The following is a 26,155-nucleotide window of genomic DNA, read 5'->3' on the forward strand; positions in this document are numbered from 1 at the left end:
ATTCACTTATCGAGGTCTTCGTCATGAACGTTCTGATCGTCTATGCCCATCCTGAGCCGCGCTCGTTGAACGGATCGCTGCGCAACTTCGCGGTGCAGCGTCTCGAACAGGCCGGCCACACAGTACAGGTATCGGACCTGTATGCGATGAACTGGAAAACCACGCTCGATGCGCACGACTTTCCGTCGCGCGACGCCGACGCGCGCTTCAATCCAGCGGCCGAGTCAGGGCATGCCTACGCCAACGGTCTGCAGCGCGAAGACGTCGCGCGCGAACAGGACAAGCTGCGTTGGGCCGACGCGGTGCTGCTGCAGTTTCCGCTCTGGTGGTTTTCGATGCCGGCGATCCTGAAAGGATGGTTCGAACGCGTCTATGCGTATGGTTTTGCTTATGGCGTCGGCGAGCATTCCAATCAACACTGGGGCGACCGTTACGGCGAAGGCATGTTCGCGGGCAAGCGCGCGATGCTGATCGTCACGGCCGGCGGATGGGAGTCACACTACGCGCAGCGCGGCATTAATGGCCCGATCGACGACATCCTCTTTCCGATCCAGCACGGCATGCTCTACTACCCCGGCTTCGACGTGCTGCCGCCGTTTGTCGCCTACCGTATGAACGGAATCGACGACGCGCGGTATGCAACGGTGCGCGACGCGCTCGGCGAGCGTCTCGATGCACTCTTCACGCACGCGCCGATTCCGTATCGTCCGCAAAACCGCGGCGCATACGATATTCCGGCGCTGACGTTAAAGGCCGATATCGCGCCGGAGAAAACCGGGTTCGCGGCGCATCTGCAAGATCAGATCACGGCGGATCGCGCCGCAACGGATCGTGTCACGGAAGAAGTCGAATAGTCGAGTAAGCGCGCCGCAACCGTGCACGCGAGCCAACGATCGACGCGAGGCTGAGCCCAGCGCTCAACCCGCGTTGATCTCTTCGAGCACCGTGTCCAGCACGATCTCGGTCAAACGGCGCACGACCAGGCTCGCGTCCTGATCCTTCCGGTGCAACGACAGCGGAATCGGAGGCAACACGGGCAAGCCCGTTGCCAGCGGATCGAGCACGGCGAGCGTGCGCGGCATCGCGATTGTCGTGCGCACGGTGATGCCGAGCCCCGCCTCGGCAGCGGCCCAGAGCCCGGACAGGCTTGGACTGGTAAAGACGAGCCGCCATGGAATGCTCGCCTCGTCGAGCGCGGCAATACCTGCCGAACGAAACGAGCACGGCGGCTCGAATGCGACAAGCGGCAGCGGATCGGCGCCGGCGCTGCCGCCAAGGCTGCGGACATTGCCCGAGTCCGGCAATCCCACCCACGCGATTGCCAGATTCGCGACCCACTCCGCGAACGGCGTGCCACTGCTGTTACCCCATGCGAGCGCGACGTCGAGATCGCCTCTCAGCGTCTTTTCGATCAGCCGCGCACTCGCGTCGACCTGCACTTCAACGCGCACCTTCGGATGCGCCCTCGCAAAGCGTCCGAGCACCGACGGCAAAAACGTATCGGCAAAATCCTGCGGCAAACCCAGACGCACCCATCCTTCGAGGTCCGCGCCGCGGATCGTCTCCACGGCTTCGTCATTGAGCTCGAGCAATCGCTTGGCATAGCTGAGCAGCGATTCGCCGGCCGTCGTCAGCGCGAGGCCGCGGCCCGACTTCTGCACGAGCGGCGTGCCGATCTGATCTTCGAGCTTGTGCAATTGCGCGCTCACCGCCGATTGCGAACGGCCGAGACGGTCCGCCGCCCGCGCGAAGCTACCGAGTTCAAAGCCCAACACGAAGGTGCGCAGCACATCCATGTCGAGGTTGGTGCGAGCCGCCATAGTTCGATTTTTCCGATGCGATAGTTTGAAAGTTTGCGATTTTCGCGAACCGTGTTCTTCCGTATTCTCGATGCAAGGCAAGGCTCGCGTAACCGGCGCAAGCGAACGCGGCGGTTTGGCGGGCTGATGTGGGCGGCGCGTGACTGTCGTCGCAGCGCCGTCGCATCGCCGTCGAGCATTGTTTGCATTGTATGCGCAGCAGATGATCCATTCGGCGTTTGAGTGCGCAAAGCTATTGCTGTTCGCGAACGGAGACTGCCATGCCGCTTGTCCGAATTTCGTTGCAGAAAGGCCGGACGCCCGCGCAGTTGCGCGAGATCGCCGACACCATTCATCAGGCTTTGGTCGATACCTATAACGTGCCGCCCGACGATCGATTCCAGATCATCGAGCAGCGCGAGCCCGCGGAGATCATTTACGACGCACACTACCTGGGCATTGAACGGACCGACGGCCTCGTGTTCATTCATATTGTGGCGGGCCGCTGGCGCGATACGGAGACCAAGCAGGCGCTTTATCGCACACTCGCCGCGCGGCTTTCGGCCAATGTCGGCATCCGGCCCGAAGACGTACAGGTGGTGCTGTCGCCGAACGACAGGGACGACTGGTCGTTTGGAAACGGCCTTGCGTCATATGTGAAGGAAGCGTGAGCCGTTGCAGCGTTGCAAGGAGGCAACTATGTTCATCATGCAATATTCGATCGCGCTGCCCGCCGAGTACGACATGCAGGCGATCCGCGCGCGCGTCGCGAGCAAGGGTCCGGCATTTGATACGTTAGACGGGCTCGGCCTCAAATGCTTTCTGATTCGCGAACGCGGCCGGTTCGGCGCGCAAAGCAATGAGTACGCGCCGGCGTATCTGTGGCCGCATATCGACTCGATGTGGGGCTTCCTGGCCGGCGCCGGATTCGCCGGCATCAAGGAATCTTTCGGCACGCCGCCGGTTGAGACATGGCCAGCCCTCGCCTATGCGCGCTCGGCGCGGCTGACCAACCCGCGCGCCATCGTTGCGCTCACACGCGAAGACGAGACGCTGGGTACCGACGCGAATCTGGTCGAACGGCGCGAGCGGGAAACCGATGCCGCGCTCGATGCCGTCGAGCGCACGCCGGGTCTGCTTGCCCGTGCGGTGGGGCTCGACCCGTCGAACTGGCGGCTTGTCCGCTTCGACTACTGGGTGCTGCCGCAACAAGAACTACCCACGCAATCGCGCAGCTATGAGGTGCTGCACGTTTCAGCTCCGGCGTTCGCCGAACTGCACGCATAAGCGTTCGCATATTCGCGCGGCGTCACGCCGTACTTCTGCCTGAAAAGACGGCTGAAGTGCGCGGCACTCGCGAACCCGCATCGGTTTGCAACGTCCTTGATCGCGAGATCCGGCGTTTCGGCAAGCAGCCGGCCCGCGTGTTCGAGCCGCAGCGAGTACGCGTAGCGCATCGGCGACAAGCCACGCTGCCGGAACGCGCGCGTGAGCGAACTGATCGACAGATTGAGCTGGCCTGCAAGGCTCGCGATGCTCAAGTCCGGATCGGCCAGACGTCGGGTGATCAGCTGCGCGGCGCGCGCGACGACCCATTTCGCGCCGCGGCCTGTTTGCGTCGCGCCGCTGTGTTCGAGCAACACGTCCATCAAGTCGAGAAACTGATGACCGACCCGCTCGATCAATGCGTCGCTGGCGTTGTCGACATGGGCCGTGAACGCCAGCAACAGCGCACGCACGGCGGTGACGTCGCCGTTTTCGTGAACCGGCTGGCAGGCGCTTGCAAATTGCCACGACAATCCGCGCTCCCTTAGCGCCCGCTTCGGGATATGCACGACTGAAACCTGCGTGGGCTCGCGGAACGAACGGCTGAATGCATGCGACGGCTCGACGAGCAACATGTCGCCCGGATCGAAGATCCGCGTTTCTCCGTTCTGTTCGATTGTCATCCGGCCGCGGCGGACGATCTCGAGCCTTAGATGGCGCCCATCGTCGCGCCATCCGTGGCGCTTGCCTGCGAGCGCTTCAAGCGGTGATTCCGGTGAAGACTCAAGTTCACCCATCGGGCCTTCGCCACCAAGTTCGACATGGGTGATAAAGATTTTCCCTGAGCGCCCGCATGAAGCAGCGCCCGTGCCGGAACAAAGGATGCCTGAACGGCGCGACTTGCCTGACTCTCGCATTTTTCGATCCGTGTCTGCCGATCGAAAAATCTGCGCCGCCGCGAGCCTGTTGAGCTGGGTGAAACACGTGCATCATTTCGACGAATTCCCAAGACGTTTTGAATTCATCGCCGCCCCTCGAGTGTTGACGGAGTTTCGCTGCTCTAATGAATTCGGGTTACCCAATCGTTAGCGTGGTAACTCACGTTAGTATCTTCCTGAGAAGATATTTCGTCAAGAAAACACACTGATCTGGCAAGCGGGACAATACCGATGCCGACGCACGAATCCGCGGCAGGGGCGCCGGCTATCGATCAAACCGGTCAGAACGCCACCGACAGAATGCGCCTGAGGTAGGAGTCCGCCTCGCTATACTCGTCGTCGCTCATGCCGATCCCCTCGCGCAATACGCCGAGCCCTTGCGCAATATGGTCCATCCCCGCATCGGCCGCTTTAACGCCTGCCTGGGTGAGCATGATCCTCGACGAACGGAGATCCTCATCGTCGGGCATGCGCGCGACGAGCTTCGCGCGCTCGAGCCGGTCGATACGCTTCGTCATGGCACCCGAAGTGACGAGCAGCGCCCGGAACAGATCGGTCGGACGCATTGCATACGGCGCACCGACGCGGCGCAACGCAAGCAGTACATGCAATTCGCCGACATCGACGCCCACCGATTGCGAAATCATCGTGAGGCGACGCTCGTGCATGTAATGCGCCTGTTTGATTCGCATGAACAGGCCCATGAGGCTCAGATCGAGGTCCGGACGTTCGCGCGCCCATGCGAGCGCGACCTCATCGAGCTTGTCGGTCTGCACGCGTTTTTTCGGACGGCTTCGTTTGATGCGCTGGCTCAGTTCGTCCGCCGCCGTGCCGTAGCCCTTACCCAACCACCAGTCGTGCGAACGTTCGATCGCCTGCCGGTAATCGAGTACCGCGAGACCATCGGCGCGCGCGTGATCGTCGGCCTTGCCGAGCAGGATTTCCTCATACCTGCCTGATCCGACGAATACGCGCGCGTGCCATGTGCCCGAACGCGCGCCCTTGTAGTAGCCGAGATGGCGGCCCGTATCGACCGCGTGCCAATACGGCTTGCGCCGCGGCGCAAGCGCCGCGCGCGCTTCGCGCGTCGCGAGCCATGCATCGCTTGCGGGTTCGGCGCCCGCCAGATCCGGCGCCACCTGCTCGTTGCTGTCCATGCTGTTTTGCCTCAAATCGACCTATCGCTGGCTTCCCATATTACCCAACTTACCCAATTTCTTCAAATTCGCCGTCCGTCTCGCGCGAGTTCATGGCGGTTTCGATGCGTGCGTATCGCACTGCTTAACCGATCGTATAAACGGTAGATATGATGATGTCCCCGCATCTTCCGATCGTCCGATAGCCGAGTTGCCTCTACGTTTTTAACATCCACCTCAATGCGCATGACGGCCGAGCGCCTCGTGCAATCGCGCAGCATTCCGAACCACGTATTGAGGTTGAACATGACAAATATGTCGAGACGCAGGGCAATGATCGGCGCGGCCACGGCCGCAATCGCTGCAGGCGTCGCTGTTACTGCAAAGGCTGCATCGTTTGGCAATCCCGATGGTCCAGGCGAAGGCGCGATCAACGCGCGCAATCCACAGGATCTGACGGACCCGGGTCCGCAAAACCCGGCACTGGCAAACCAGTTCCCATCGATCCAGAATCCGCCCGCCACCGACGTCAACGGTATGCCGCTGTACTGGTCGTCGTTTAACACCGCACACAAGCGCATCCAGAACGGTGGCTGGGCTCGCGAAGTGACGCAATCAGACTTCGCAATTTCGACGGAAATCTCCGGCGTCAACATGCGCCTTTCCGCAGGCGGCATTCGCGAGATGCATTGGCATCAACAAGCCGAATGGGCCATCATGCTCGACGGCAATTGCCGCATCACGACGCTCGACGAGCAGGGCCGGCCCTCCGTACAGGACGTAAAAGCGGGCGACCTCTGGTATTTCCCGGCGGGCCTGCCGCATTCGCTGCAAGGCATCGGCAGCACGGGCGCCGAATTTCTGATCGCATTCGATAACGGCACGGCGTCGGAATTCAACACGCTGCTTCTCACCGACTGGATCGCGCATACGCCGCTCGACGTGCTCGCCGCAAATTTCGGCGTGCCGGTTGAAGCGTTCAGGAACATCCCGCTGCACAACCTGTGGATTTTCCAGGGCAAGGAGCCGGGCGCGCTGGCCGCCGACCAGCGCGCAGCCGCATCGAAGAAAGGGCCACCCGCCATGCCCGTGATCTTCTCATTGGCCGGTTCAAAGTACGTGCGCCAGACGCGCGGCGGCCACGTGCAGATCGCGGACAGCACGAACTTCCCCATTTCGAAGACGATCGCAGCGGCGCTCGTCACCGTGCACCCGGGCGGCATCCGCGAAATGCACTGGCATCCGAATGCCGATGAATGGCAGTACTACATCAAGGGCAAAGGCCGCGTGACCGTATTCGACACGGGCCCGAAGGCGCTCACGGCCGACTTCGGCTCAGGCGATATCGGTTACGTGCGTAAAGGTCTTGGCCACTATGTGCAGAACATGGGCGACACGGACCTGATCTTCCTCGAGGTGTTCAGGAGCGACCATTTCGCCGAGGTCTCGTTGTCCGACTGGCTCACGCATACGCCGCCCGAGATGGTCATGCAGACGCTGAACATCAGTGCGGAAACGCTCGCGCAATTTCCGCGCGACCGGCCCGATGTGATGCCCGAGTAACCCGGCAACGGCAAGCGGAGCACCCCCCCATGCAGACCCTCTCCACCACGCGCGACGGCGTAGCGGCCGTTGCCGTCAATCTCACGCAGCGCACCGAATACTCGGTCCGCGCCGCACTCGAAGGGCGCAGCACAGGCCTCGGCGCATTCCTGCCGTTCGTCGGACCTGCGCTGATCGCGTCGGTCGGCTATATGGACCCGGGCAACTTCGCCACCAATATCGAAGCCGGCTCGCGATACGGATATGGTCTGCTGTGGGTCGTTTTGATTTCCAGCGCCGTAGCTATGCTGTTTCAGGCGTTATCCGCGCGGCTCGGCATCGTGACGGGGCTCAATCTCGCGGAGTTATGCCGCGAGCACTTTCCGCGTCCCGTCACGCTGGCGATGTGGGTCGCATCCGAAATCGCCGCTATCGCAACGGACTTAGCCGAGTTTCTCGGCGGCGCACTCGCGCTCGCGCTGCTGTTTCACCTGCCGATGCTCGTCGCGATGGGCGTCATCGCCATTGCGACCTGGGCGATCCTGTCGTTGGAAAAACACGGCTTCCGGCCGCTCGAAATCGCGATCGCCGCGCTCGTTACGGTCATCGGCGCCACCTATCTTTGCGAGCTTTTTATCGCCCCGCCCGACTGGCCCGCGGTGATCGCGCATACGTTCGTTCCGCATCTGCAGGACAGCGGCGCGCTGACGCTCGCGGTCGGCATCGTCGGCGCGACGATCATGCCGCATACGCTTTATCTGCATTCGGGGCTCACGCAAAAGCGCGTGGTCGCGCGGAGTACGGACGAACGCCGCAAGCTGATCCGCTTTTCGAATCGTGAAGTGATGATCGCGCTCGGCGCGGCTGCGTTCGTCAATCTCGCCATGGTCGTGATGGCGGCAACCGTGTTTCATCACACGGCGCCGGACACGAGCGATATCGGCGCGGCCTACCGTACGCTCGTTCCGTTGCTGGGCACCGGTGCGGCCGGCCTCTTCCTTGTCGCGCTACTGGCAAGCGGCGTATCGAGTTCGGTGGTCGGCACGATGGCCGGGCAAGTGATCATGCAGGGATTCGTGCGCTTCCGCATTCCGGTGACAGTGCGGCGGCTCGTGACTGTTGTGCCTTCGTTCGCGGTGGTCGCGCTCGGTTGCAACGTCACGCACGCGATGGTCATCAGTCAGGTCGTGCTGAGTATGGCGTTGCCGTTGCCGATGGTTGCGCTGCTGATCTTATCGGGCAAGCAGTCTGTTATGGGCGCGTTTGCAATCCGTAAAGGGACGATTGCAATTGCCGGCGCGGCGGCGCTGTTGATCGTCGCGTTGAATGTCGTGCTGGTTTATCAGGCGATCGTGTGAGCACAACGGATGTTCGTGAGACGGCAGCTGATTTCTCTCGCGATTCGCCCTTTCGCCTTTCGCTTCGCCGCAACGTCAAGGATGTTCAGCATGCACCGCCGGACGGCGGCCGCTTCACGCTTCTACGCACCACGGCAAAGCTGATCGGCACCGCGCCGCGTGCCGTGGTGCGTTCGGGTTCGGTCAGCTGCTCGAAATCGTCATTGCGTGGCGCAGACGTCGTCAACGGACGGTACAGCGAAGGACGCCGCGCCGTGCGCCAAAGCTGCACAACGCGCGCATTGGCGAGCGCAAGGTCGATGTCGACCGAGACGATGCCGCGGCAATCGATCGAATCGGCAAGCACTGCGCCGTGCGGGTCGACCATCATGGCGGCGCACTTGCCGCCGGACTTACGGTTAAGCGCATCGTCGCGCCCTGCCACTAATGCGATAAACGTGCCGTTATCGAGCGCGCGCCCCGGCAACGCACGACGCAGCGATTCGATCGAGCCCGCGCCCGCGAGTTCGCACCGATACGGCGCAAGCAATAGCGTCGCGCCCATCAATGCCGTCACACGCGCATTTTCAACGAGATCATTGTCAGCGCCGATCAGAATGCCGACGCGTACGCCCCATTGCGTATCGAACACAGTGAACCGGTTTCCGCTGCCGAGCGGGCTTCCGTTTGCGTGCAGCTTGCGGTGGCAATGGCGCGCACCATGCGGCATGCAGACTACGTAGCTGTTGAAGAAGCGCCCCTCGGCGCTGCGCTCGATCCAGCCGACGCCCGCCGCGACACCGGTTCGCTCGACCGCCTGCGCGACGGCATTGATCGACGGACCATCAAGTGGTTCGGCGATTGCGCGCAGTGCTTCGCGTGGGGATGTTGCATCCCCGGATGCACCACTCCCGGACGCGCCACTAATACACAGTTCAGGAAACACCGCGAGCGCAACGCCCGCGCGTGCAGCCTCTTCAAGCAAAGCAACGATTCGCGAGATGTTATCGCGCACCTCGCCGTCACGCGAAACAAACGAAATAGCGGCGACCCGCAGCGTCGAACCGGAAGGCGATGTCATGATGCACTCCAACAGATAACGCACCCATTGAACTCCCACCGCATCAATAAGTAAAATGAATGTTTTGACGCATCCGATCGCCTTTTGGAATGGAACTTCGCCTGCTTCGCGCGTTTGTCACCGTCGCCCGCATGAAGCACTTCGGCCGCGCGGCCGATTCGCTTGCGCTGAGCCAGCCCGCGCTGAGCAAGCAGATTGCCGCGCTCGAAGAAAGCGTCGGCGCGAAGCTATTCGAGCGCGGCAGACATGGCGCCGAACTGACCGTATTCGGTGAGACGTTCCTTGCGGACGCCGAAATGCTGGTCCGCGATGCCGATAACGTACTCGTGCGCGCACGCGAAGCAAGCAGCGGCAAACGTGGGTTTCTGCGGGTCGGATTAGGGTTGTCGACACTCACGGTCGCGCCACGGCTGATCGCCGAGTTCCGCCAGCAGCATCCGGATATCAGCGTGACCTTGCACGATTTGTCGTCGGTGGAACAGACGCGGCGGCTACTGGGCGGTCAGCTCGAGGTCGGCTTTCTGCGCTTGCCGGCCGATCACGGGCTTTCCACGTTTCGCGTGATCGACGAGACGCTCGCGCTTGCTGTGCCCGAGCACGTGCACTGGAAGCGCCTGCCGTCGAATCTGCAGGCGCTAAACGAGCTCGGTTTGATTGCGCTGTCGCGGCGTCAGGGCCCGGGGCTCGCCGCGCAAATCGATCAGTGGTGCAGCGAGCATCAATTCGTGCCGAACATCGTGCAGCAAGCAGACGACATCCAGTCCATTCTGGCTGCAGTAGCGGCTGGCGTCGGCGCGGCGTTTCTGCCGTCACGCACGCAATATCTGCTGCGCGACGCGCGGATCATTCCGTTACGCGATGAATCCGCACGCTGGCAAATCGGCCTCGGATGGCAAAGCGATCGCGACAACGCGGTGGTCAGACGCTTCGTCGATTTCGTGCGCGCCGATCTGGCGCGCACGGCACAAGCTAAAACAGTCAGCGCGCCTCGAACTTCGCAATCGCGGCGTCCGTCATCCCCGCCGCGCGCGCCGCGTCGATAATCTGCGTCCAGCTCGTCAGATCGACCGGAATGCCCTTCGCGGTGCGCTCGCGGCGTATCGCCTCTTCGCGTTCGCCCGGCAGCAGCACTTCGTCGACGCCTTCGACGCGCCGCGTCGCTTTCAGCCAGTCGACGAACGCATCAGCTTCCTTATCCTTGTTCGGCGCATCGAATGCGGCCGGGTCGATGATGACCGACAACATGCAGTTGACGATCGCATTGCTCGTCACAATCGTTTCGGTTCGCGAAGTAAAACCGCCGCTTAGCGCGCCCGCGAAAATCTCGCACATCGCCGCGAGCCCCGATCCTTTGTGTCCGGCCACCGCGCCGCCGAATGCGAGCAGCGCGCCATGCTGGCCTTCGCTGAACAGTGCGCCGGGATCGCGCGTCGGACGACCGTCGACGTCGATCAACGCGCCCGCGGGCGTCTCGATGCCCTTGTTGAACGCGACGCGCACCTTGCCGGCCGCCACCGCGCTCGTCGCGAAGTCGAGCACAAGCGGCGCGCGCCCTTCGCGCGGAAACGCCGCGCAAAATGGATTCGTGCCGAAGCGCCGGTCGATACCGCCGAACGGCGCAACGAGCGGATCGCCTGCGACGTTCACGAAGTGAAACGACACGAGCCCCGCGCGCGCGCATTGTTCGGCCCAATGTCCGATACGCCCGATGTGATGTGCGTTACGCAGGCCGACGGCGCAGATGCCGAGCTGCTTCGCGCGTTCGATGCCGTGTTGCATCGCTTCGAACGCGATGACCTGCCCGAACCCGCGGCCGCCCTCCACGGTGAGCACGGCACCCGCATCGCGCACGAGCTGCGCGTGCGCGTTAAGCTTCAGTTCGCCTTCTCGGCATGCGCGGATATAGCGTGGAATCATGCCGACGCCATGCGAATCGTGGCCTGACCGGCTCGCTTCAACGAGATGGTCGGCCACGAGCGTGGCCTCGCGCGGCGCGCTGCCCGCCGCCTGCCAGATCGACACGACGAGCGCATGCAACGCGTCCACGCCGACGATTACTTCGGAATACGATGAGGCGTCATCTTTCGACATGGTCAGCACGCAAAGGTGAACAGGTGGCGCGCAAAGCCTGCGCGATGACATGAGGTATGCATTACAGCGTTACTGCATGACTGCGCAATCGCGCTACGTATGGCGCGCGTACGTCTCGTGCTCGACCGCATCGGTACGCTTCGTATCCAGCGGTTCCACCCGGCCCACGATAAACAGATAGTTCACCGCACCCAGCACACAGAATACGCCAGCCACCACGAGCGGAATCGTGAACGAGCCTTTGGTCAGCTGCAGCATGACGCCCGTGAATGTGGTCAGCGCAATGCCGGCGAGATTCGACGCGAAATTCTGGATGCCCGCCAGAGACGCGACATGCTGCGGCGTCGGCGCGACGTCCGCCGGCAGCGACCAGATGCTTGCGGCCGCGGCCGCGAGACTGCCGTAAGCGACGGCGAAAAGCGCAAGCATCTCGTAGATGCCGGGCACGACCGCGGTCAGCGTGATCACCGAAGAGAGCAGCATGCCGCCGACGATGCAGGTCTTGCGCGCGGCGGTGGCGCTCCAGCCGCGCTTCACGAGGGTATCGGAGAGCCAGCCGCCGAACCACCCGCCCGGAATCGACGCGATCGCGGGCAAAGTGCCGAGTGTGCCGAGCGACTTCAGCGAGAAGCCGCGCACCTCGACGAGATAGCTCGGGAACCACGTGATAAAGAAATAGATGACGAAGTTCAGGCAAAAGAAGCCGAACATCATGCCCCACACGGTGCGATAGCGGAACAGCGAGCTCCAGCGGATCGCGGGTACGGCAGGCGCGGCGCCCGATTGCGCGGCGACATGCTCAGCCGCCGGCTTGCGCCGCTCGAAAGCCGCATTCGCGGCGGGCTCGCGATACAGCGCGATCCAGCCCAGAATCCACACCGCGCCAAGCACGCCGGTAATGACGAACGATGCCTTCCACCCTAAAGCCGCGATGATCGCGGCGACGATCGGCAACGACAAGGCGGAACCGGTGCGCGAGCCGCTATCGTAGATGCTCGTCGCAAGCGCCCGCTCGTCGCGCGCAAACCATTGGCTCACGAGCTTCGCACACGACGGGTAAGCGCCCGCCTCGCCGGCGCCGAGCATCAGGCGGCAGCCGAACATCGCGGCAAAGCCGCTCGCCACCGCCGTTGCCGCGGTAAAGACGGACCACCATCCAACCGCAAGCGGCAGCGCGATGCGCGCGCCGATCCGGTCGATAAACCAGCCGAACGGCAACTGCATGACCGCATAGGTCCAGAAAAAGCCGCTTAGCAGCAGGCCCATGCCGGCTGGCCCGATGCCGAGATCCTTCATGATGTGAGGCGCAGCGACCGCGAGATTCGCGCGATCGATGTAGTTGACTGCGATCGCCAGAAAGCAGAAGAAAATCACCAGCCAGCGGGCCTTTTCCTTCATCGCATCGTCTCCTCCTGAACCCGGCCTGAGCCCCGGTCTGAGCCCATTCATGTCGTAGCCGCGTGCGCGCGGTCAATGCCGATCTCGCGGCATGCGTGCCGCATGCGCCATGCCATGATCGTTTGGCTCAAGGTCGATGTCGAACCGACCCCGAGCAGCGCCAAACGAAATTAAACGACCGCTGCAACGCGGTCAACCGGGTAATCCCTGGCACAGCAGTGCATGGCGAAGAGGATTTTTGACGCGCGTGAGAAGTATCGCGCCGAACAGAAACCGGGCGTCAGGTGCCGCTGGAAAGCTGATCGTAGGCGTCCATCGCGCGCCCTGAGAAAGCGAGCGCTGCACCCGCGTTCATCGCGACGGCCACGCCTAGCGCCTCTGCGAGCTCCCCTTGCGTGACACCGAGATCGATCGCCTTTTTCACATGGTTCGCGATGCAGCTGTCGCATCGCGTCGTCACCGCTACAGCCAGCGCGATCAACTCGCGCGTTTTCGGATCGAGAAGTCCGCTCTCCGTTCCGGCCTCGTGCAACAGCCGATAGCCGGCGACAGTGTCCGGCGTCAGTTCCTTGAGTCCCTTCATGCTTTGCCCGATCTTCGGCAAAAACGCCTTCCAGTCCATCAACATGATTCGCTCCCCGGGAAAAAGTTAACGTGAATGCGAGACGTATAGCGCAACGCGCAGCAAAGCGAGGTCGCCGGAAACCCGGCGACCTCGCTCGCAACTACGCACAATACGTTAACTTCGCGCTCAGAACGAATGCTGAATGCCCGCGTACACGCCCGACTGGCTATGCCCGCTAAGCGGGTTATCCGTCGCAACCGTATTGCCTGCGTTGTTCGCGTTCAGGCCGAAGTTCGCCGTGCTGCTGTTCTGCACCGTGGCGACCTGGAAGTCGAGCAAGGTCCGCTTCGACAGGTTGTAGCTGCCGCCTACCGTATACAGCGTCGCGTTGCCGGCGCCCTTGTTCGCGTTCACGTGATACACGGCTGCGATCAGCGCGGCCGCAGGCGAAATCTGCCACGTCACGCCGCCCCATTCATGATCGAGCGAAGTCGGCGATACGCCCGAGGTGGCCGGCGCACCCGACGTACGGATCGCCTGATACGCGCCCTGAATCTTGAACGGGCCGAAGAACAGGTTGACCGCCGCCGTGTACTCGCGCGACGCCGTGAACGGATCGTCGAGCAAGCCGTTCTGCGAATCGCGGATTTCGTCGTAGATGCCGCGCACCTGCACATGCGCGGTCGTGTACGTGAGTTGCAGCCCGTCCCAACGGCCTTGCGGCGTCGTACCGTTGCCGTTGAAGTTGGTCGCGTTCGAGAGCGCGTACTGGCCGAACGCATCGAAGCCCGAGAGGTTCGGCGTCTGGAACGAGATCGTGTTGCTCGAATGCAGCCAGTTACGGCCGCGCACCAGCGACGCCGACGACCAGTTCGACTGACCGAACGGATCGAAGTCCCATACACCGTTCGAGATAAACAGTTCGCGGCCGAGCAGCAGCGTACCGAAGCGCTGGCTCGCAATACCGACCGTCGCGTAGCGATCGAAGAGCCCGTCGGTACTGCCGGCGCCGGTCATGGTGTTGAACGCGCCTTCGAGGTGGAAGACCGCGGCATAACCGCCGCCGAGGTCTTCGGTGCCCTTCAAGCCCCACAGGCTCGTGCCCCAGTCGCCGCTCTCGGCGCGAAACCGCGAGGACTCGTGAGTCGCGACACCGTTCGGACCCGAGCCGGCCGGGACGCCGTTCATATACTCGAGGCCGGAGTCGATCCGGCCATACAGCGTGACAGAAGACTGCGCGTGAGCAGCCGATGCGAGAAGCAAAGCGAGAACGCCGAATGCCGCGTTCTTTTTCATAGTTGTCTCCTAAGCGCGAAGGCTTATGGATGTTTTTTGGTCCAATACCACCGCGCAATGCGACCTTGAAAGTGGTCAGTTCCTTTAACTATACGGATTACAAGTTATTTGTAACGTTCGGCTCAAATATTGGTATTTTCGTCTGGCGCGAAATGACAGCCCAATTAAATGGGCTTCGAATTAAAACAAGTCGGAATTCTACACATTTGTCGGCGTAATGCGAGATGAATTAAGCGATTGTCCGAAAACCGGACAAAATTGGAAAATCGCGAAGCTTTGAAATGAGCGCGTTAAAAGAACGCGCGGCGCACACTAACGCGTTCAATTAGTGGGACGCCAGGGAGGCACCCGCGGACACGCCGCGTCAGTGAGACTGCATAAGTGACGCTGCATGAGCAGCGCGCTTATCGCGCCTCGCGGGCGGCGGGGATTTCCTGCGTGTAATCGGCGCCCGGCAGCGGATCGATCATCCGTTCCTCGATCATGATTTCCTGCACGAATTCAGCGAATGCATTGACCGCGCGCGGGATGTGCCGGTGCGTCAGGTAGACGAAATAGATGCGTACGTCGCGATACGCGTAGCCGGGCAGCACCGCCTGCAACTGGCCGTCGCGCAGACACGGTTCTGTCATGAACGCCGGCACCAGCGCGATGCCGAGCCCCGCGAGCGCGGCGTTCAGTTGCGCGCGCGCCGTGCTCACCTGGAAGCGGCCGCGGACCGCGAACTGGTCGCGGCGGCCGTCCGGGCCGTCGAGCTTCCATAGCACGGGCGCGCCGTTCGCGCCCGGCGAGACGATGCATTCGTGCGAGGAAAGATCGGCGGGCGTGGCGGGCGCGCCATGCGCGCGCAGATAAGCCGGGCTGGCCACGAGCGTCTTGTGGGTCGAGCCGAACTGACGGGTCACCAGCATCGGCTCGTGAATCGGACCGGTGCGGATCGCGATGTCGATATTGCGGTCGAGCAGGTCCACGTACGCGTCGCCAAGCTCGAACTCGAGGGCGACCTTCGGGTAATCCGCGAGAAATCGGGCGACGCGATCGAGCGGAAACCAATGGAAGAAATCGGCCGGCGCCGCGACGCGAACGCGTCCGCAGACCGAGCCGCGAGCGTCGAGCATCTGCTTCGCCGATTCCGCCAGGGCATCGACCTGTGCCGCGCAACGCTGAAAGAATTCCTGCCCGGCGCCGGTCAGCGCCAGGCGCCGCGTCGAGCGCTGGATCAGCCGCACGCCCAGATCGCGCTCGAGCTGCTGGATGCGCCGGCTGCAGGTACTGGGCGGCATACCCAGACGGCGCCCCGCTTCCGCGAGGCTACCGGCACGAACGACTTGCACAAATAAGGAGACGTCATTGAGGTCCATCGTCCGTTATTCCCGGTTAGCCCGATCCGGACACATGCAGGGTGTCATTGCGGGTCACATCCGGGTCTCATTCTATCGCCGGGCGGGAAAAAGCATCGGATCTCTAACATCCGATCAATTCAGTGCGTCCTCGTGCTCCGGATCGACATATAGGAAAGCCGATTATCCAGATGCAAAGGAATACCTAAAATAAGCAATGCGAGGTGCGAAATAAATAATCAGCCGGCGATTATCAATCCGGCGCCCGGGATTATTTGACCGATTCGCTCGCATTTCCCAGTCAAACGCCATTTATCTCTGATTTAATCCGGCTTCGCTTCTGGAGCCGATTATTCCGACCTGTCGGCTGCCCGCCAGAACCGTTTGGTGAAATAGACGCCTCGCCTGAAATTCCCGGAGGACAATTCGGATGCAACAGCGGACATGGCTAGGCAGTCTCGATGCTTATCAGAAAGGAACGATCGAAATCGTCAACGGCAGCGCGGAGCATTTCGCGATGTCCAATGTGTTTGAAGTCGCGAGCGGCGCGCAACCTTACGAGAAGATCGTCGTCGGCCGCAATCTGGACTATGTGATCGAGGCGCTCAAAGCGCATCGCACCTCCACATGGTTTGCGGCGGCGCATGACGAATTCGCGATCGTGCTCGACGGCACGATCGACGTGCAGTTCGTCAAAGCGGCCAAAGCACCGCTCGTCGATCCCTCCACAAAGGGCAGCGTGCGTTTCGATGAACAACCGCAAGGGCAATCGATGGGCTACGTGCGCTTGCGGCGCGGGCATCAGGCGTTGCTGCCGGCGGGCGCGGCCTATCGCTTTGTCGCCGTGCACGACGGCGTGCTGCTGTTGCAGACGATGCTCGGGCAGCATTCGGTGCAGAAGTGGGACGAAATCTGCATCAGATAGCGTTCTCGGCCCACTGCATCAAGCCACGCTTTGCCGCGCAATACAGCACGGCCTCGCGCGATTCCAGCATCTTTTCCGGAGCTCACGATGAGCAGCAATCCTACTTTGTCCAACGCCGGCGTCGACGCGAGCGAGCCCGACACGGCGACCGGCTATCGCGCGTTCAAGCTAGGCGATTTCGAATTCAGCCGCGACGCCTATTTCGCCACGATCCGCTGGCACGCGAACGGCGCACGCCACTCGCATCAGATGCGCGTCGACGACTTTCTACGCGCGACGATGCGCGACGTCGCGTGGGATTTCTTCTACGGCTGGGTCAATTTCGACGACGTGATCGGCACGCGCAACCACTATGGCAGCGTCGATCTGTTTGCGGGCGCGTATAACGCGAGCTACCGGCACGCGCGCATCGACCACACGCAGCGCTTCGACACGCCGCACATCCTCGCCACTTTCAAGGCAATGCTGCGGGACTGGGTCAACGAGGGCTTCGATCCGTTTGCCGCGCCGGAAGAAACGGGCTCCGCCTTCGGCCCGAAGCGCGGAGACAACATCGCGGCGATCGAGCGCCGCCGCATCGGCACCACGCGCATGCCCGGCATGCCCGGCGACTCGCCTCTGCGCGACGCACTGCCGATCAACCGTCAGTTCGCCGACATCGACCAGGACGAGCCGGAAATTCACGCGCAGCCGGGCTTCGAGCACGAACTGCATGCGTTCAATCTGTTCAAGTATCTGTCGCGCTCGGACGTCACGTGGAATCCGTCCGTGACTTCCGTCTGCGGGCATAGCCTCTTTTGCCCGACTACCGAGGAATTCGTGCTGCCGGTCTTTCACGGCAACGACCGTGTCGAATGGTTTCTGCAGCTATCGGATCAGATCGTCTGGGACGTCGCCGACAAGAACACGGGCGAGCCGCGCGCCCGCATCACGATGAACCCCGGCGATATCGCGGCGATGCCGGCCGATATCCGCCACAAGGGCTATTCGCAGAAGCGCTCGATGCTGCTGGTGTGGGAAAACGTGACGCCCGAACTGCACAAACGGTACGAATGCGGCGAACTGCCGCCGCATCCGATCCGGTTTTGAACGCGGCGTAAGCCGCGAAGGGACTTGTCAGTCTGATCGCCCAGCAGAATAGCGGCGCGTCAGCCTTCTTCGCTGGCACTGCCACCGCGCCGCTTCAGCATATACGTATCCATGATCCACCCGTGCCGCTGCCGTGCGTCGGCACGGGTGCGCTCGATTTCGTCCATCACGTCATGCAGTTTCCCGGCGATCAGAATTTCGTCAGGCGTACCGACATACGCGCCCCAGTACATGTCGAGATCTTCGCCGGCGACCTGCTTGTACGCGTTCTGCGCATCGAGCATCACAACAACGCTATCGACGTTCTCCGGAAAACCTTCGGCAAGCGTGCGTCCGTTCGTGATCTGTAGCGGGCGGCCGATCGCATTGAGCGCGACGCGGTGCTTCGCCGCCAGCGCCTGCACGCTGCTGATGCCCGGAATCACGTCGTATTCGAACGCGTGCCGGCCGCTTTGCGCAATCGCCGCGACGATGCGCATCGTACTGTCGTACAGCGACGGATCGCCCCAGACGAGAAACGCGCCGCACTCGCCGTCTTTGAGCTCTTCGCCGATCAGGCGCTCGAAAACCTGCTGCTTGTCGCGGTTCAGATCTTCGACCGTGCGTACATAGTCGCTTTCGGCGAGACGGCGCTCGGGATTCGTCGCCTCGACGATGCGGTAATCGCGATCCTTCACATAGCGCTCGATAATCTCCTTACGCAACGCAATCAGCTTTTCCTTCGCCGTGCCCTTGTCCATCACGAAAAAGACGTCGACCTCGTTGAGCGCGTTGACCGCCTGAATCGTCACATACTCGGGGTTACCGGCTCCGATGCCGATGATCAATAGTTTTTTCATGATCTGTAAGAGTTCTTTCCACGCTAGCGGGAAGCCAATATCGAACGATATCGAAAGAGTACACGTTAAGCCAATCCGGTTCGACATCGGCGCAGGCAGGCGCGGGCCGCTTTACTCGACGGCCGGCCGGACAGTACACTGAGACTCGCGACTACCGGGAACGCCCATGAGTGACGACGCCATCAACGCTTCCGCTCCAGCACCCTATCCTATCCAGCATATCTTCGTGCTGATGCTCGAGAACCGGTCGTTCGATCACCTGTTCGCACTATCGGGTATCCCCGGCATCGTCGCGGCCACGTCCGCGAATACGAATAGGTACGAAGACATCGTTTATCGGTTCGAGAGCGGCGCGCCGGAGCAGCTGCCGAGCGACCCCGGACACGAATTCGCCGACGTCGTCGAACAGCTTTGCGGCGAAGGCGCGCAATTTAGTAAAGGGCGACCGTACCCGCCCATCGACAATTCAGGCTTTGCCGCTAACTACGCGACCTCGCAAACCGAGGGCCCCATCCCACCGCAAGCCGATATCGGCGACGTGATGCGTGCCATCGATACGCGTACACAGGCGCCGGCACTGTATGCGCTTGCGACCGAATTCGTGCTCTGCGACGGCTGGCATTCGTCGATGCCGGGACCGACGTGGCCGAACCGGTTCTTCCTGCACGGCGCGTCGGCGGCGGGCCTCGATCACACGCCGACCGATAGCGAACTGGCCGAATGGGAAATCTTCGACGGCTTCACCTACCCGCGCGGCTCGATCTTTGACGCGCTCGGCGAAGACGCCTGGCAGCTCTACCAGGATCAGACCGGCGCGCTATCGGGCCGCATACCGCAAGTCTCGTCGCTCAAGGGCATCGACTTCTTCGACGTCGACGACCTGTCGCACTTCGAAGCCGATCTGGCGCAAGGCTATACGGCCCGCTATACGCTGATCGAGCCGAACTACGGCGACATGATTCACCAGACCTACGAAAACGGCACCTCGCAGCATCCGATGGACAGCATCGCGGCCGGCGATCAGCTCGTTGCGCGCGTCTATAACGCGATCCGCCAGTCGCCGCTGTGGGACAAAAGCCTGTTCGTGATTCTGTACGACGAACACGGCGGCTTGTACGATTCCGTCAAACCGGGCACCGCGCCGCCGCCGAACGACGGCGACGGCGCTTCGGCGAAACTGAACGCATCAGGCTTCGCTTTCGACGTTTATGGTGTGCGTGTGCCGGCCATCGTCGTGTCGCCATGGGTCGCGAAAGGCTATGTCGACCACACGGTGTACGATCACAGTTCCATACTCGCGACCATCGAACGCCTGTTCGGCATCGCACCGCTGACCGATCGCGACGGCAAGGCGCACGACCTGCTGCCGCTTGTCACCACAAGCTTCCGCACCGACTGCCCGGGATGGATCGGCTCATGACCAATACGACGCACAAGGCTGCAGACCCACGCGACGCGGAACCCGTACGCGACGGCTCGAGGCTGATGGTCTTCCTGCATGTTCTAAGGAAAGCGCATCGAGCACTGGTCGGCGAAGTCAAAGCGCGACAGCGGTTCGCGAAGATCGTCACGTGCGGCGAAGCGAGGCGGTACATCGAGGAAGTGATGCCGGAATTGCTGCGCGAGCGTGAGAAGCGCCGGCAGCAGCGACGGCGCCGCGCTCACGGCAATCGTTCGACATGATGAACCGATCGAGCCCACGTTTTTCTCGCGCAAAGCTTGCGGCATCGTGCATCACGATTGCCGCGTCCGCTGCGTCGCTCGCTTCGTGCGGCGGCAGCTTCTGCGTCGGCGTGGATGGATGTACGGGCCCGAATACGCTGCCGAACGTGACCGTTTCCGGCACGGCAGCGACAGGCAGCGCACTGGCGAGCGCGAACGTCTTCGCCAGTTGCGCGCAAGGTTCGGGCAGCGTGCTCTCGGACGGCGGCGGAAACTACCGCCTCACGTTCAATGCCGCGCTACCGTGCCTGATCACCGTAACGTCGGGCAACACGGCGCTGCATTCGGTCGCTTACTCGAGCGGCACCTTCAATACGACGCCGGAAACCGACCTGATGCTCGTCTATCTCGTGGCACAGCTCGGCACGAACGAAAGCGGCCTGATTGCAGGCTTTCAGACGAATGGGACGTTCCAGCAGGCGCTCGCGAATCAGAACAATGTGCTTGCCGCACAAGCGGCCGTCGTCACGAATCTGCAGCAGCGCTACGCGATTGCGATTGCAACGCCGACGTTTCTGACCACGCCATTTGTGGTCGGGCAGCCGGGCGTCGATAGCGATCTCAATGCACTCGCCGCGGCGGGCGCAATCGACGCGAACGGCATGCCGGACCCGGCTGCCGTTTCGCTGCTCGCGGCGGCCGGTAGCTCGCGTCCGCTTGGTCAATAACGCGGCTAACGATCGGCCGCAAGCGCCGTATCAATCAATATCGTCAGCAGATCCGAATATTCGATTCCGCCAGCCTTCCAGATTTGCGGATATTGCGACATCGCCGTCATGCCGGGCATCGTGTTCACTTCATTGACGACGGGCACCACACCGCCGCTGCCGTCAGCCTCAGGCCTCAGAAAGAAATCCACGCGCAGCATGCCCTTGCAATCGAGCGTGCGAAACACCTCGATCGCAAGCTCATGCAGCCGTTCGGTGAGTTGCGGATCGAGCTCGGCCGGAATCCGGAACTCGACAGCGTCGTTCTCGTACTTCGCGCCATAGTCGAAGAAATCGACCGAGCCGGGCAGCACGATTTCGAGCGGCGGCCCTGCGACCAGCGTGCCATCCGGATACTCGAGCACGGCGACATCGACTTCACGGCCCGGCACCGCGCGCTCGACGAGCACCTTCGAATCGCTCTCGCGCGCCAGTTCGAGCGCCGCATCGAGATCGGACCAGCGATTGACCTTCGTCACACCAAAACTGGACCCGCTGCGCGCCGGCTTGACGAACACAGGCAGCCCGAGACGCGCGCGCGTGGCTTCGTCGATCGCGGTATCGCCGGGCCCAAGCACGACGCCGTCCGCTACCGTCAAGCCATCGGCTGCCAGCAGGCGCTTCGTTTGCTGCTTGTCCATACCCGCTGCGCTCGCGAACACGCCGTTGCCGACATAAGGCACGCGCGCCAGTTCGAGCAAGGCCTGCACCGTGCCATCTTCGCCATAACGGCCATGCAGAACCGGAAACACGACGTCCATCCGCGCGAGCGATGCAACGGCGGCGGCGACGCTCGCGCCGACCGATGAAGCCGCACGGCTTAGCTCGTCGCGCGTCGAATGCAGCAGATGTGCTTCGTCGATCACCGTGCCCTGCTCAGATCCGATCTCTTCTCCGACAATCCACACGCTCTCGCGCGTAATGCGAACCGGCGTCACGCTAAACCGCTCGCGATTCAACGCGCGCACGACATTGGCCGCCGAATGGCACGACACGTCGTATTCGTCACTCGGGCCGCCGAACAGCACGGCCACGCGCTGCCGCGCGTTTGCATTCACGGACATAAACTGGTGTTCCTGTGCGATTAAACAGACGCGATCAGCACGGTGCGCGCAGATACTGCCTTGCGACTCGCGCACCGACTCGTGTCAAGACTTCATGAGGATTGGTCTGCGCCCATTGCGCCCAATCGGCGGCGGTAGGCTCGCCGTCGTTGCCCGGGCCGAACAGGATCGCGGTGTCGCCGATCCGCACGCGTGCATCGCCCACGTCGACCACAAACTGATCCATGGCGATACGCCCCGCGATCGGATAGCGCACGCCACCGATGGCGACGCTCGCTTCGCGCCACGTGCACCGCATGACGCCATCGGCAAAACCGAGCGGCACGAGCGCAAGCGTCGTTTCGCGCGGCGTCGCATAGGAGAAGCCGTACGACACGCGTGTGCCGGCGGGTACACGTTTGGTGAGGATGACCTGCGCCTTTAGCGTCATGGCGGGGCGCAGTCCGAAGCGCCGTCCCGCTACCGGTTCGATGCCGTATAGCGCGATGCCCGCACGCGTGAGATCGAAGCGTAGTTCGGGCACCTGAAAGAGTGCGGCGGAATTCGAAATATGGCGCATCGCGGGCGTGATGCCCGCCTGTTGCGCGACCTCGAGCGCGCGTTGATAAGCGCGCGCCTGTTCGATATGGTGCGGATCGGACGGATCTTCGGCATTGCCGAGATGCGACCAGATGCCGGCGATGCGAAGCACGCCGCGCGCCTCGAGTTGCCGCGCCGCTTTCACCAGCACCGGCCAGTCGCCGGGCAATGCGCCGCTGCGCGACAGACCCGTGTCGACTTTAAGATGCACGGCCGCGGCACGCCCAGTTCTGTAGGCTGCATTAGCGACGCATTGCAGATGAGGGATCGACGCAACCGATACGTCGATATTGGCCATCACCGCATTCGCTAAATCGTCGCCCGGCGCGTAGAGCCACATCAGCATCGGCGCATCGATGCCTTCGTTTCTGAGTTGCAGCGCTTCCGCTTGAGTCGTGACACCAAGCCACGATGCACCATGCGCGAGCGCGGTGCGCGCGACCTGCGCGGCACCATGGCCGAAACCATTCGCCTTGACGACGGCCATCACACGGGCATTGCCCGCGGCCTTTGCGATAAGTGCGGTGTTGTGGGCGATCGCCGCGAGATCGATGGTGGCCACGCTTAGGCCTTGCATCGCAGTGGCCGCCGTGTCGTTATCGACAGGCGCGTGATCGCGATGACCGAATGTCCTCTTCGTGCCGTTCGCGCTGCTCGTGCCGTTCGTTAATGCAATGGAATCGCAGACGGAAAACCTGGGCTGAGCATGCATGCCGCTACTCACTGTATTGACCGTTTTTCTTGAATGACCTTTCGGGACAATACCGCAGTGCTGACAAATAAATGATTAAATTTGGCAGGCATTTGGTTGTGCTTCTAATGATTAGTGCCACGCCAATGAATTGGATACGCCGTTTTGCGCCAGCGAGCAGGCACTTGCGTGTGCGGTGAGCGCTTTACCGATAGCCTCGATTAGAATTTTGATTTTTCTTTTATAGCGTTAGCGCGAGCGCCAAGCATTAACAACGCGTGAGATTTACATCGGGCAATTCATCAACGTTTCTGCCGCAACGCAAGCGCAACCCCGCTCAACGTCAGCACCATGGCGAGCGCCGTTCGCAGTCCAAGCGGTTCTCCAATCGACAGCGCCGCCGCGACAATGCCAAGTACAGGCACGAGCAGCATGCCGATCGACGCCACTTCCGCGGGCAACCGGCGCAGCGTTTCGAACCACGCGATATAGCACACGCACATCGGCACAAGCGCCATATAAACCATCACAGCCCAGCCGTCCGCATGCAACGCGGCAAAGCGCGGATGCTCCACTGCAAGCCCATACAGCACCATCGGCACGCAGCCGATCACAACTTGCCATGCGACGAGCGCGAGCGGCCCCATCGGTATCGGCTCGCGATTCGCGACCGTGCCGAACGCAAACAGCACTGCGGCCAGCAGCGCGCAAACGATGCCGACAAGCCGGTCCGCGTCGACTGAAATGCCATGGCCGCCAAGCAGCACGACGACGCCCGCGAGACCGAGCGCGAGCGCGCAGAATCCGCCCACCGACGGACGGCGCGACAGCATCGGCCACGCGAACAGCATCGACCACAACGGCATCGTATAAACGAGCAGCGCGGCCTCGTTGACCGGCAGCCACACCATCGACATCGTTGACAGGCCCATCCACGCGAGCACATTCGTGCAAGCGGCAAGCAGCAGTCTGGGCAGCCATTTGCCGGGAACGCGGATCGATTCGCCGCGTAGCCACGCGAGCAGGAACAACAGCAATGCCGCTGCACAGCCGGCGACGCCGCGCGAAAACAGCGGCGGCCACTCGCGCAGCAACATCTTCATCGCGGGCCAGTTGATGGCCCAGCCGACGGCAGTGGTGAGAAGAAAAAGAAAACCTGACAGACGTGACGATGCGTGTGTGCTGGACATGCTCGGTTGAGGCCGCGGCAGCGCCTTGTTTCCGGCAGTTTGCGCGACCGTTCTGGATGCGATGCTGCGATGGTGCCACAGGCAGGCCACACCTTGCTGTCATTGCATGATTTTCGACGCTGCCGCGGTCAGCCGTCATTGCTTAATCAACGCGAGCAGATCCGCCTTCATCTTGCCGGCGTGTGTCGCACACATGCTGTGCGGCACGCCGGTCATGCACGATCAAGTTTCGACGTCGTCGAGACTGAAGACTTCCGATTGATCGTTATACGAAAAAATCTCGCCGTAGCGCCCCCAGTTGATCACCGCGTCGAGCGTTTCTTCAGCGGCGCTATCAGAGAGGAAGTCTTCGAGTTCCTGCTCGAAGCGCACGCGCGGCGCGCGATGTCCCGGCCGTTCGTTGAGCACCTTCTTGATCCGCGCCGCGAGCGGCACATGCTTGAGCAGGTGATCGGCGAACATCAGCTTGCGCTCCTGCGTGCCGAACTCGGCGAACACGCGCGCCGGCGGTGTCAGGAAAATGTCGCCTTCGCGCACATCGGCAAAGCCCAGGTTCTGCAGCACTTCGGCGATCGGGAACAGATCGTCCACCTCGAGATGCAGCGTGCGCGCGATTTCCGGCATGTCCGCGCGGCCGCGGTACGGCGCGGCAGCGAGGGTTTCGATCAGACCCGCCATCAGGTTCGTCGACACGTGAGGCAGCCGGCTATGCAGCTCGAGGCCCTTGCGCGTGGTCTCGCCGGTCTGGCGCGCGGTCATCTTCGCGTAGATGTCGTCCACCAGCTGGCGGAACGCCGGGTCGAGACGGTTGCGCGGATGCTTGAACGGCACCTTGATCTCGGCAATCACGCGCCCCGGGTTCGACGACAGCACCAGAATGCGGTCGCACATGAACACCGCCTCCTCGATGTTGTGCGTGACGATCAACACCGACTTGATCGGCATGCGGCCCTGCGTCCACAAATCCAGAAGGTCGGTACGCAGCGTTTCGGCGGTCAGCACGTCGAGTGCGGAGAACGGCTCGTCCATCAGCAGCAGCGTCGGGTCGACCACGAGCGCACGCGCGAAACCCACGCGCTGACGCATGCCGCCCGACAACTCGCGCGGATACGCATTTTCGAAGCCATCAAGACCGATCAGGTCGATCGCCGCAAGCGCACGTTCGCGCCGCTCGCGTGCCGGGACACCCTGCGCTTCGAGCCCTGCTTCCACGTTCTGCAGAACCGTCAGCCAAGGAAACAGCGCGAACGTCTGAAACACCATCGCGACGCCTTCGGCCGGCCCTTCGAGCGGCTTGCCCATATACGTCACTTCGCCGTCGGTTGGCTCGATGAGCCCCGCGATAATACGCAGCAACGTCGACTTGCCCGAGCCCGAGCGGCCGAGCAGGCCGACGATTTCGCCTTCGCGCAGCGACAGATCAACGCCGTCGAGCACGAGCTGTTCGCCCTGCATTCTGTTGAAACCGTGGCGTGCGTGGTCGACGCGCAAGACTTCGACGCCGGCTTGCGGCGCCTGGTCGACCGCTTCATTCAATAGCAGTTCAGCATTCATTTCGAA

At 62.3% G+C, this 26,155-nt stretch carries 25 protein-coding genes; 11 read left to right on the plus strand and 14 right to left on the minus strand.

The window, feature by feature from the left end; translation table 11 throughout:
- The first annotated feature begins 23 nt into the window (after positions 1-23).
- On the plus strand, positions 24-854 hold the full coding sequence (locus tag KZJ38_RS17650) for an NAD(P)H-dependent oxidoreductase (protein WP_219797481.1): 831 nt from the start codon (positions 24-26) through the stop codon (positions 852-854).
- A gap of 63 nt (positions 855-917) precedes the next feature.
- Here the strand turns inward: KZJ38_RS17650 and KZJ38_RS17655 are convergent, their stop codons facing one another.
- Positions 918-1,820 (minus strand): LysR substrate-binding domain-containing protein, encoded by a 903-nt coding sequence (locus KZJ38_RS17655; protein ID WP_219797482.1) that lies wholly within the window; start codon positions 1,818-1,820, stop codon positions 918-920.
- A 260-nt stretch (positions 1,821-2,080) separates the two neighbouring features.
- On the opposite strand from KZJ38_RS17655, the gene KZJ38_RS17660 reads away from it, so the two are divergent.
- Together KZJ38_RS17660 and KZJ38_RS17665 are read left to right on the plus strand one after the other, a co-directional pair.
- Complete coding sequence (locus tag KZJ38_RS17660; protein ID WP_219797483.1) at positions 2,081-2,470, plus strand: tautomerase family protein; 390 nt, start codon at positions 2,081-2,083, stop codon at positions 2,468-2,470.
- 28 nt (positions 2,471-2,498) lie between these two features.
- Complete coding sequence (locus KZJ38_RS17665; protein WP_219797484.1) at positions 2,499-3,086, plus strand: DUF4865 family protein; 588 nt, start codon at positions 2,499-2,501, stop codon at positions 3,084-3,086.
- Here the strand turns inward: KZJ38_RS17665 and KZJ38_RS17670 are convergent.
- Both KZJ38_RS17670 and KZJ38_RS17675 read right to left on the minus strand, forming a co-directional pair.
- Complete coding sequence (locus tag KZJ38_RS17670) at positions 3,035-3,862, minus strand: AraC family transcriptional regulator (RefSeq protein WP_219797485.1); 828 nt, start codon at positions 3,860-3,862, stop codon at positions 3,035-3,037. The genes KZJ38_RS17665 and KZJ38_RS17670 overlap by 52 nt on opposite strands.
- A gap of 422 nt (positions 3,863-4,284) precedes the next feature.
- A complete protein-coding gene (locus tag KZJ38_RS17675) occupies positions 4,285-5,160 on the minus strand; it encodes a MarR family winged helix-turn-helix transcriptional regulator (protein WP_219797486.1) in 876 nt (291 codons plus the stop codon).
- A gap of 285 nt (positions 5,161-5,445) precedes the next feature.
- Between KZJ38_RS17675 and KZJ38_RS17680 the strand changes: the two genes are divergently transcribed.
- Together KZJ38_RS17680 and KZJ38_RS17685 are read left to right on the plus strand one after the other, a co-directional pair.
- On the plus strand, positions 5,446-6,702 hold the full coding sequence (locus tag KZJ38_RS17680; protein WP_219797487.1) for a cupin domain-containing protein: 1,257 nt from the start codon (positions 5,446-5,448) through the stop codon (positions 6,700-6,702).
- 29 nt (positions 6,703-6,731) lie between these two features.
- Entirely contained in the window at positions 6,732-8,039 is a 1,308-nt protein-coding gene (locus tag KZJ38_RS17685) for an Nramp family divalent metal transporter (RefSeq protein ID WP_219797488.1), read from the plus strand.
- A gap of 85 nt (positions 8,040-8,124) precedes the next feature.
- Here KZJ38_RS17685 and KZJ38_RS17690 read toward each other — a convergent pair whose 3' ends face one another.
- Positions 8,125-9,099, minus strand: coding sequence for a nitrilase-related carbon-nitrogen hydrolase (locus tag KZJ38_RS17690; RefSeq protein ID WP_219797489.1), 975 nt, complete (start codon positions 9,097-9,099; stop codon positions 8,125-8,127).
- 89 nt (positions 9,100-9,188) lie between these two features.
- On the opposite strand from KZJ38_RS17690, the gene KZJ38_RS17695 reads away from it, so the two are divergent.
- Positions 9,189-10,142, plus strand: a complete 954-nt coding sequence (locus KZJ38_RS17695; RefSeq protein WP_219797490.1) for a LysR substrate-binding domain-containing protein — start codon at positions 9,189-9,191, stop codon at positions 10,140-10,142.
- Here the strand turns inward: KZJ38_RS17695 and KZJ38_RS17700 are convergent.
- The 5 genes from KZJ38_RS17700 to KZJ38_RS17720 form a co-directional block, all read right to left on the minus strand.
- Entirely contained in the window at positions 10,078-11,190 is a 1,113-nt protein-coding gene (locus KZJ38_RS17700; RefSeq protein WP_219797491.1) for a malate/lactate/ureidoglycolate dehydrogenase, read from the minus strand. The two genes, KZJ38_RS17695 and KZJ38_RS17700, sit on opposite strands and share 65 nt — an antisense overlap.
- A gap of 93 nt (positions 11,191-11,283) precedes the next feature.
- Positions 11,284-12,588 (minus strand): MFS transporter, encoded by a 1,305-nt coding sequence (locus tag KZJ38_RS17705; protein WP_219797492.1) that lies wholly within the window; start codon positions 12,586-12,588, stop codon positions 11,284-11,286.
- Positions 12,589-12,868: 280 nt separating this feature from the next.
- Positions 12,869-13,213, minus strand: a complete 345-nt coding sequence (locus KZJ38_RS17710; RefSeq protein ID WP_425518366.1) for a carboxymuconolactone decarboxylase family protein — start codon at positions 13,211-13,213, stop codon at positions 12,869-12,871.
- 126 nt (positions 13,214-13,339) lie between these two features.
- A complete protein-coding gene (locus tag KZJ38_RS17715) occupies positions 13,340-14,449 on the minus strand; it encodes a porin (RefSeq protein WP_219797494.1) in 1,110 nt (369 codons plus the stop codon).
- Positions 14,450-14,853: 404 nt separating this feature from the next.
- Positions 14,854-15,810, minus strand: a complete 957-nt coding sequence (locus tag KZJ38_RS17720) for a LysR family transcriptional regulator (protein ID WP_219797495.1) — start codon at positions 15,808-15,810, stop codon at positions 14,854-14,856.
- Positions 15,811-16,219: 409 nt separating this feature from the next.
- Here KZJ38_RS17720 and KZJ38_RS17725 point away from each other — a divergent pair, with 409 nt between their 5' ends.
- Positions 16,220-16,714, plus strand: coding sequence for a cupin domain-containing protein (locus KZJ38_RS17725; RefSeq protein ID WP_219797496.1), 495 nt, complete (start codon positions 16,220-16,222; stop codon positions 16,712-16,714).
- A gap of 87 nt (positions 16,715-16,801) precedes the next feature.
- The gene (locus KZJ38_RS17730) at positions 16,802-17,803 is read left to right on the plus strand and encodes a hydroxyquinol 1,2-dioxygenase (RefSeq protein ID WP_219797497.1); all 1,002 of its coding nucleotides are present in this window, start codon (positions 16,802-16,804) and stop codon (positions 17,801-17,803) included.
- Positions 17,804-17,862: 59 nt separating this feature from the next.
- Here KZJ38_RS17730 and cobF read toward each other — a convergent pair whose 3' ends face one another.
- On the minus strand, positions 17,863-18,642 hold the full coding sequence (gene cobF / locus KZJ38_RS17735) for a precorrin-6A synthase (deacetylating) (protein WP_219797498.1): 780 nt from the start codon (positions 18,640-18,642) through the stop codon (positions 17,863-17,865).
- A 166-nt stretch (positions 18,643-18,808) separates the two neighbouring features.
- Here cobF and KZJ38_RS17740 point away from each other — a divergent pair, with 166 nt between their 5' ends.
- From KZJ38_RS17740 to KZJ38_RS17750, 3 genes are read left to right on the plus strand one after another with little or no spacing between them, the layout of a single operon-like run.
- Complete coding sequence (locus KZJ38_RS17740; RefSeq protein ID WP_219797499.1) at positions 18,809-20,062, plus strand: alkaline phosphatase family protein; 1,254 nt, start codon at positions 18,809-18,811, stop codon at positions 20,060-20,062.
- A complete protein-coding gene (locus tag KZJ38_RS17745) occupies positions 20,059-20,325 on the plus strand; it encodes a hypothetical protein (protein WP_219797500.1) in 267 nt (88 codons plus the stop codon). Before KZJ38_RS17740 ends, KZJ38_RS17745 begins: the two co-directional genes overlap by 4 nt.
- Positions 20,325-21,032 carry a hypothetical protein gene (locus KZJ38_RS17750; RefSeq protein WP_219800426.1) on the plus strand — a complete coding sequence of 236 codons (708 nt, stop codon included), beginning with the start codon at positions 20,325-20,327 and terminating at the stop codon, positions 21,030-21,032. The genes KZJ38_RS17745 and KZJ38_RS17750 overlap by 1 nt, the downstream gene beginning before the upstream one ends.
- 5 nt (positions 21,033-21,037) lie before the next feature.
- Here KZJ38_RS17750 and KZJ38_RS17755 read toward each other — a convergent pair whose 3' ends face one another.
- From KZJ38_RS17755 to KZJ38_RS17770, 4 genes are all read right to left on the minus strand, one after another.
- Positions 21,038-22,135: a D-alanine--D-alanine ligase family protein gene (locus tag KZJ38_RS17755; protein ID WP_219797501.1), complete on the minus strand. Its 1,098-nt coding sequence runs from the start codon at positions 22,133-22,135 to the stop codon at positions 21,038-21,040.
- Between the two features lie 34 nt (positions 22,136-22,169).
- Entirely contained in the window at positions 22,170-23,426 is a 1,257-nt protein-coding gene (gene alr, locus KZJ38_RS17760; RefSeq protein WP_219797502.1) for an alanine racemase, read from the minus strand.
- A 281-nt stretch (positions 23,427-23,707) separates the two neighbouring features.
- Positions 23,708-24,595, minus strand: coding sequence for a DMT family transporter (locus KZJ38_RS17765; protein ID WP_219797503.1), 888 nt, complete (start codon positions 24,593-24,595; stop codon positions 23,708-23,710).
- A 222-nt stretch (positions 24,596-24,817) separates the two neighbouring features.
- Entirely contained in the window at positions 24,818-26,149 is a 1,332-nt protein-coding gene (locus KZJ38_RS17770) for an ABC transporter ATP-binding protein (protein WP_219797504.1), read from the minus strand.
- Positions 26,150-26,155 lie beyond the last annotated feature (6 nt).

It is taken from the genome of Paraburkholderia edwinii, from assembly GCF_019428685.1.
Lineage (GTDB): Bacteria > Pseudomonadota > Gammaproteobacteria > Burkholderiales > Burkholderiaceae > Paraburkholderia > Paraburkholderia edwinii.

What these genes read in the sequence shown, in the direction of transcription:
- KZJ38_RS17680 (WP_219797487.1), top strand. Translation starts at nt 5,446, where the DNA reads ATGACAAATATGTCGAGACGCAGGGCAATGATCGGCGCGGCCACGGCC.
- KZJ38_RS17660 (WP_219797483.1), top strand. Translation starts at nt 2,081, where the DNA reads ATGCCGCTTGTCCGAATTTCGTTGCAGAAAGGCCGGACGCCCGCGCAG.
- KZJ38_RS17720 (WP_219797495.1), bottom strand. Translation starts at nt 15,810, where the DNA reads ATGGACCTCAATGACGTCTCCTTATTTGTGCAAGTCGTTCGTGCCGGT.
- KZJ38_RS17770 (WP_219797504.1), bottom strand. Translation starts at nt 26,149, where the DNA reads ATGAATGCTGAACTGCTATTGAATGAAGCGGTCGACCAGGCGCCGCAA.
- KZJ38_RS17690 (WP_219797489.1), bottom strand. Translation starts at nt 9,099, where the DNA reads ATGACATCGCCTTCCGGTTCGACGCTGCGGGTCGCCGCTATTTCGTTT.
- KZJ38_RS17670 (WP_219797485.1), bottom strand. Translation starts at nt 3,862, where the DNA reads ATGGGTGAACTTGAGTCTTCACCGGAATCACCGCTTGAAGCGCTCGCA.
- KZJ38_RS17740 (WP_219797499.1), top strand. Translation starts at nt 18,809, where the DNA reads ATGAGTGACGACGCCATCAACGCTTCCGCTCCAGCACCCTATCCTATC.
- KZJ38_RS17675 (WP_219797486.1), bottom strand. Translation starts at nt 5,160, where the DNA reads ATGGACAGCAACGAGCAGGTGGCGCCGGATCTGGCGGGCGCCGAACCC.
- KZJ38_RS17745 (WP_219797500.1), top strand. Translation starts at nt 20,059, where the DNA reads ATGACCAATACGACGCACAAGGCTGCAGACCCACGCGACGCGGAACCC.
- KZJ38_RS17730 (WP_219797497.1), top strand. Translation starts at nt 16,802, where the DNA reads ATGAGCAGCAATCCTACTTTGTCCAACGCCGGCGTCGACGCGAGCGAG.
- KZJ38_RS17700 (WP_219797491.1), bottom strand. Translation starts at nt 11,190, where the DNA reads ATGTCGAAAGATGACGCCTCATCGTATTCCGAAGTAATCGTCGGCGTG.
- KZJ38_RS17715 (WP_219797494.1), bottom strand. Translation starts at nt 14,449, where the DNA reads ATGAAAAAGAACGCGGCATTCGGCGTTCTCGCTTTGCTTCTCGCATCG.
- KZJ38_RS17765 (WP_219797503.1), bottom strand. Translation starts at nt 24,595, where the DNA reads ATGTCCAGCACACACGCATCGTCACGTCTGTCAGGTTTTCTTTTTCTT.
- KZJ38_RS17650 (WP_219797481.1), top strand. Translation starts at nt 24, where the DNA reads ATGAACGTTCTGATCGTCTATGCCCATCCTGAGCCGCGCTCGTTGAAC.
- cobF (WP_219797498.1), bottom strand. Translation starts at nt 18,642, where the DNA reads ATGAAAAAACTATTGATCATCGGCATCGGAGCCGGTAACCCCGAGTAT.
- KZJ38_RS17750 (WP_219800426.1), top strand. Translation starts at nt 20,325, where the DNA reads ATGAACCGATCGAGCCCACGTTTTTCTCGCGCAAAGCTTGCGGCATCG.
- KZJ38_RS17755 (WP_219797501.1), bottom strand. Translation starts at nt 22,135, where the DNA reads ATGTCCGTGAATGCAAACGCGCGGCAGCGCGTGGCCGTGCTGTTCGGC.
- KZJ38_RS17705 (WP_219797492.1), bottom strand. Translation starts at nt 12,588, where the DNA reads ATGAAGGAAAAGGCCCGCTGGCTGGTGATTTTCTTCTGCTTTCTGGCG.
- alr (WP_219797502.1), bottom strand. Translation starts at nt 23,426, where the DNA reads ATGCATGCTCAGCCCAGGTTTTCCGTCTGCGATTCCATTGCATTAACG.
- KZJ38_RS17665 (WP_219797484.1), top strand. Translation starts at nt 2,499, where the DNA reads ATGTTCATCATGCAATATTCGATCGCGCTGCCCGCCGAGTACGACATG.
- KZJ38_RS17695 (WP_219797490.1), top strand. Translation starts at nt 9,189, where the DNA reads ATGGAACTTCGCCTGCTTCGCGCGTTTGTCACCGTCGCCCGCATGAAG.
- KZJ38_RS17685 (WP_219797488.1), top strand. Translation starts at nt 6,732, where the DNA reads ATGCAGACCCTCTCCACCACGCGCGACGGCGTAGCGGCCGTTGCCGTC.
- KZJ38_RS17725 (WP_219797496.1), top strand. Translation starts at nt 16,220, where the DNA reads ATGCAACAGCGGACATGGCTAGGCAGTCTCGATGCTTATCAGAAAGGA.
- KZJ38_RS17655 (WP_219797482.1), bottom strand. Translation starts at nt 1,820, where the DNA reads ATGGCGGCTCGCACCAACCTCGACATGGATGTGCTGCGCACCTTCGTG.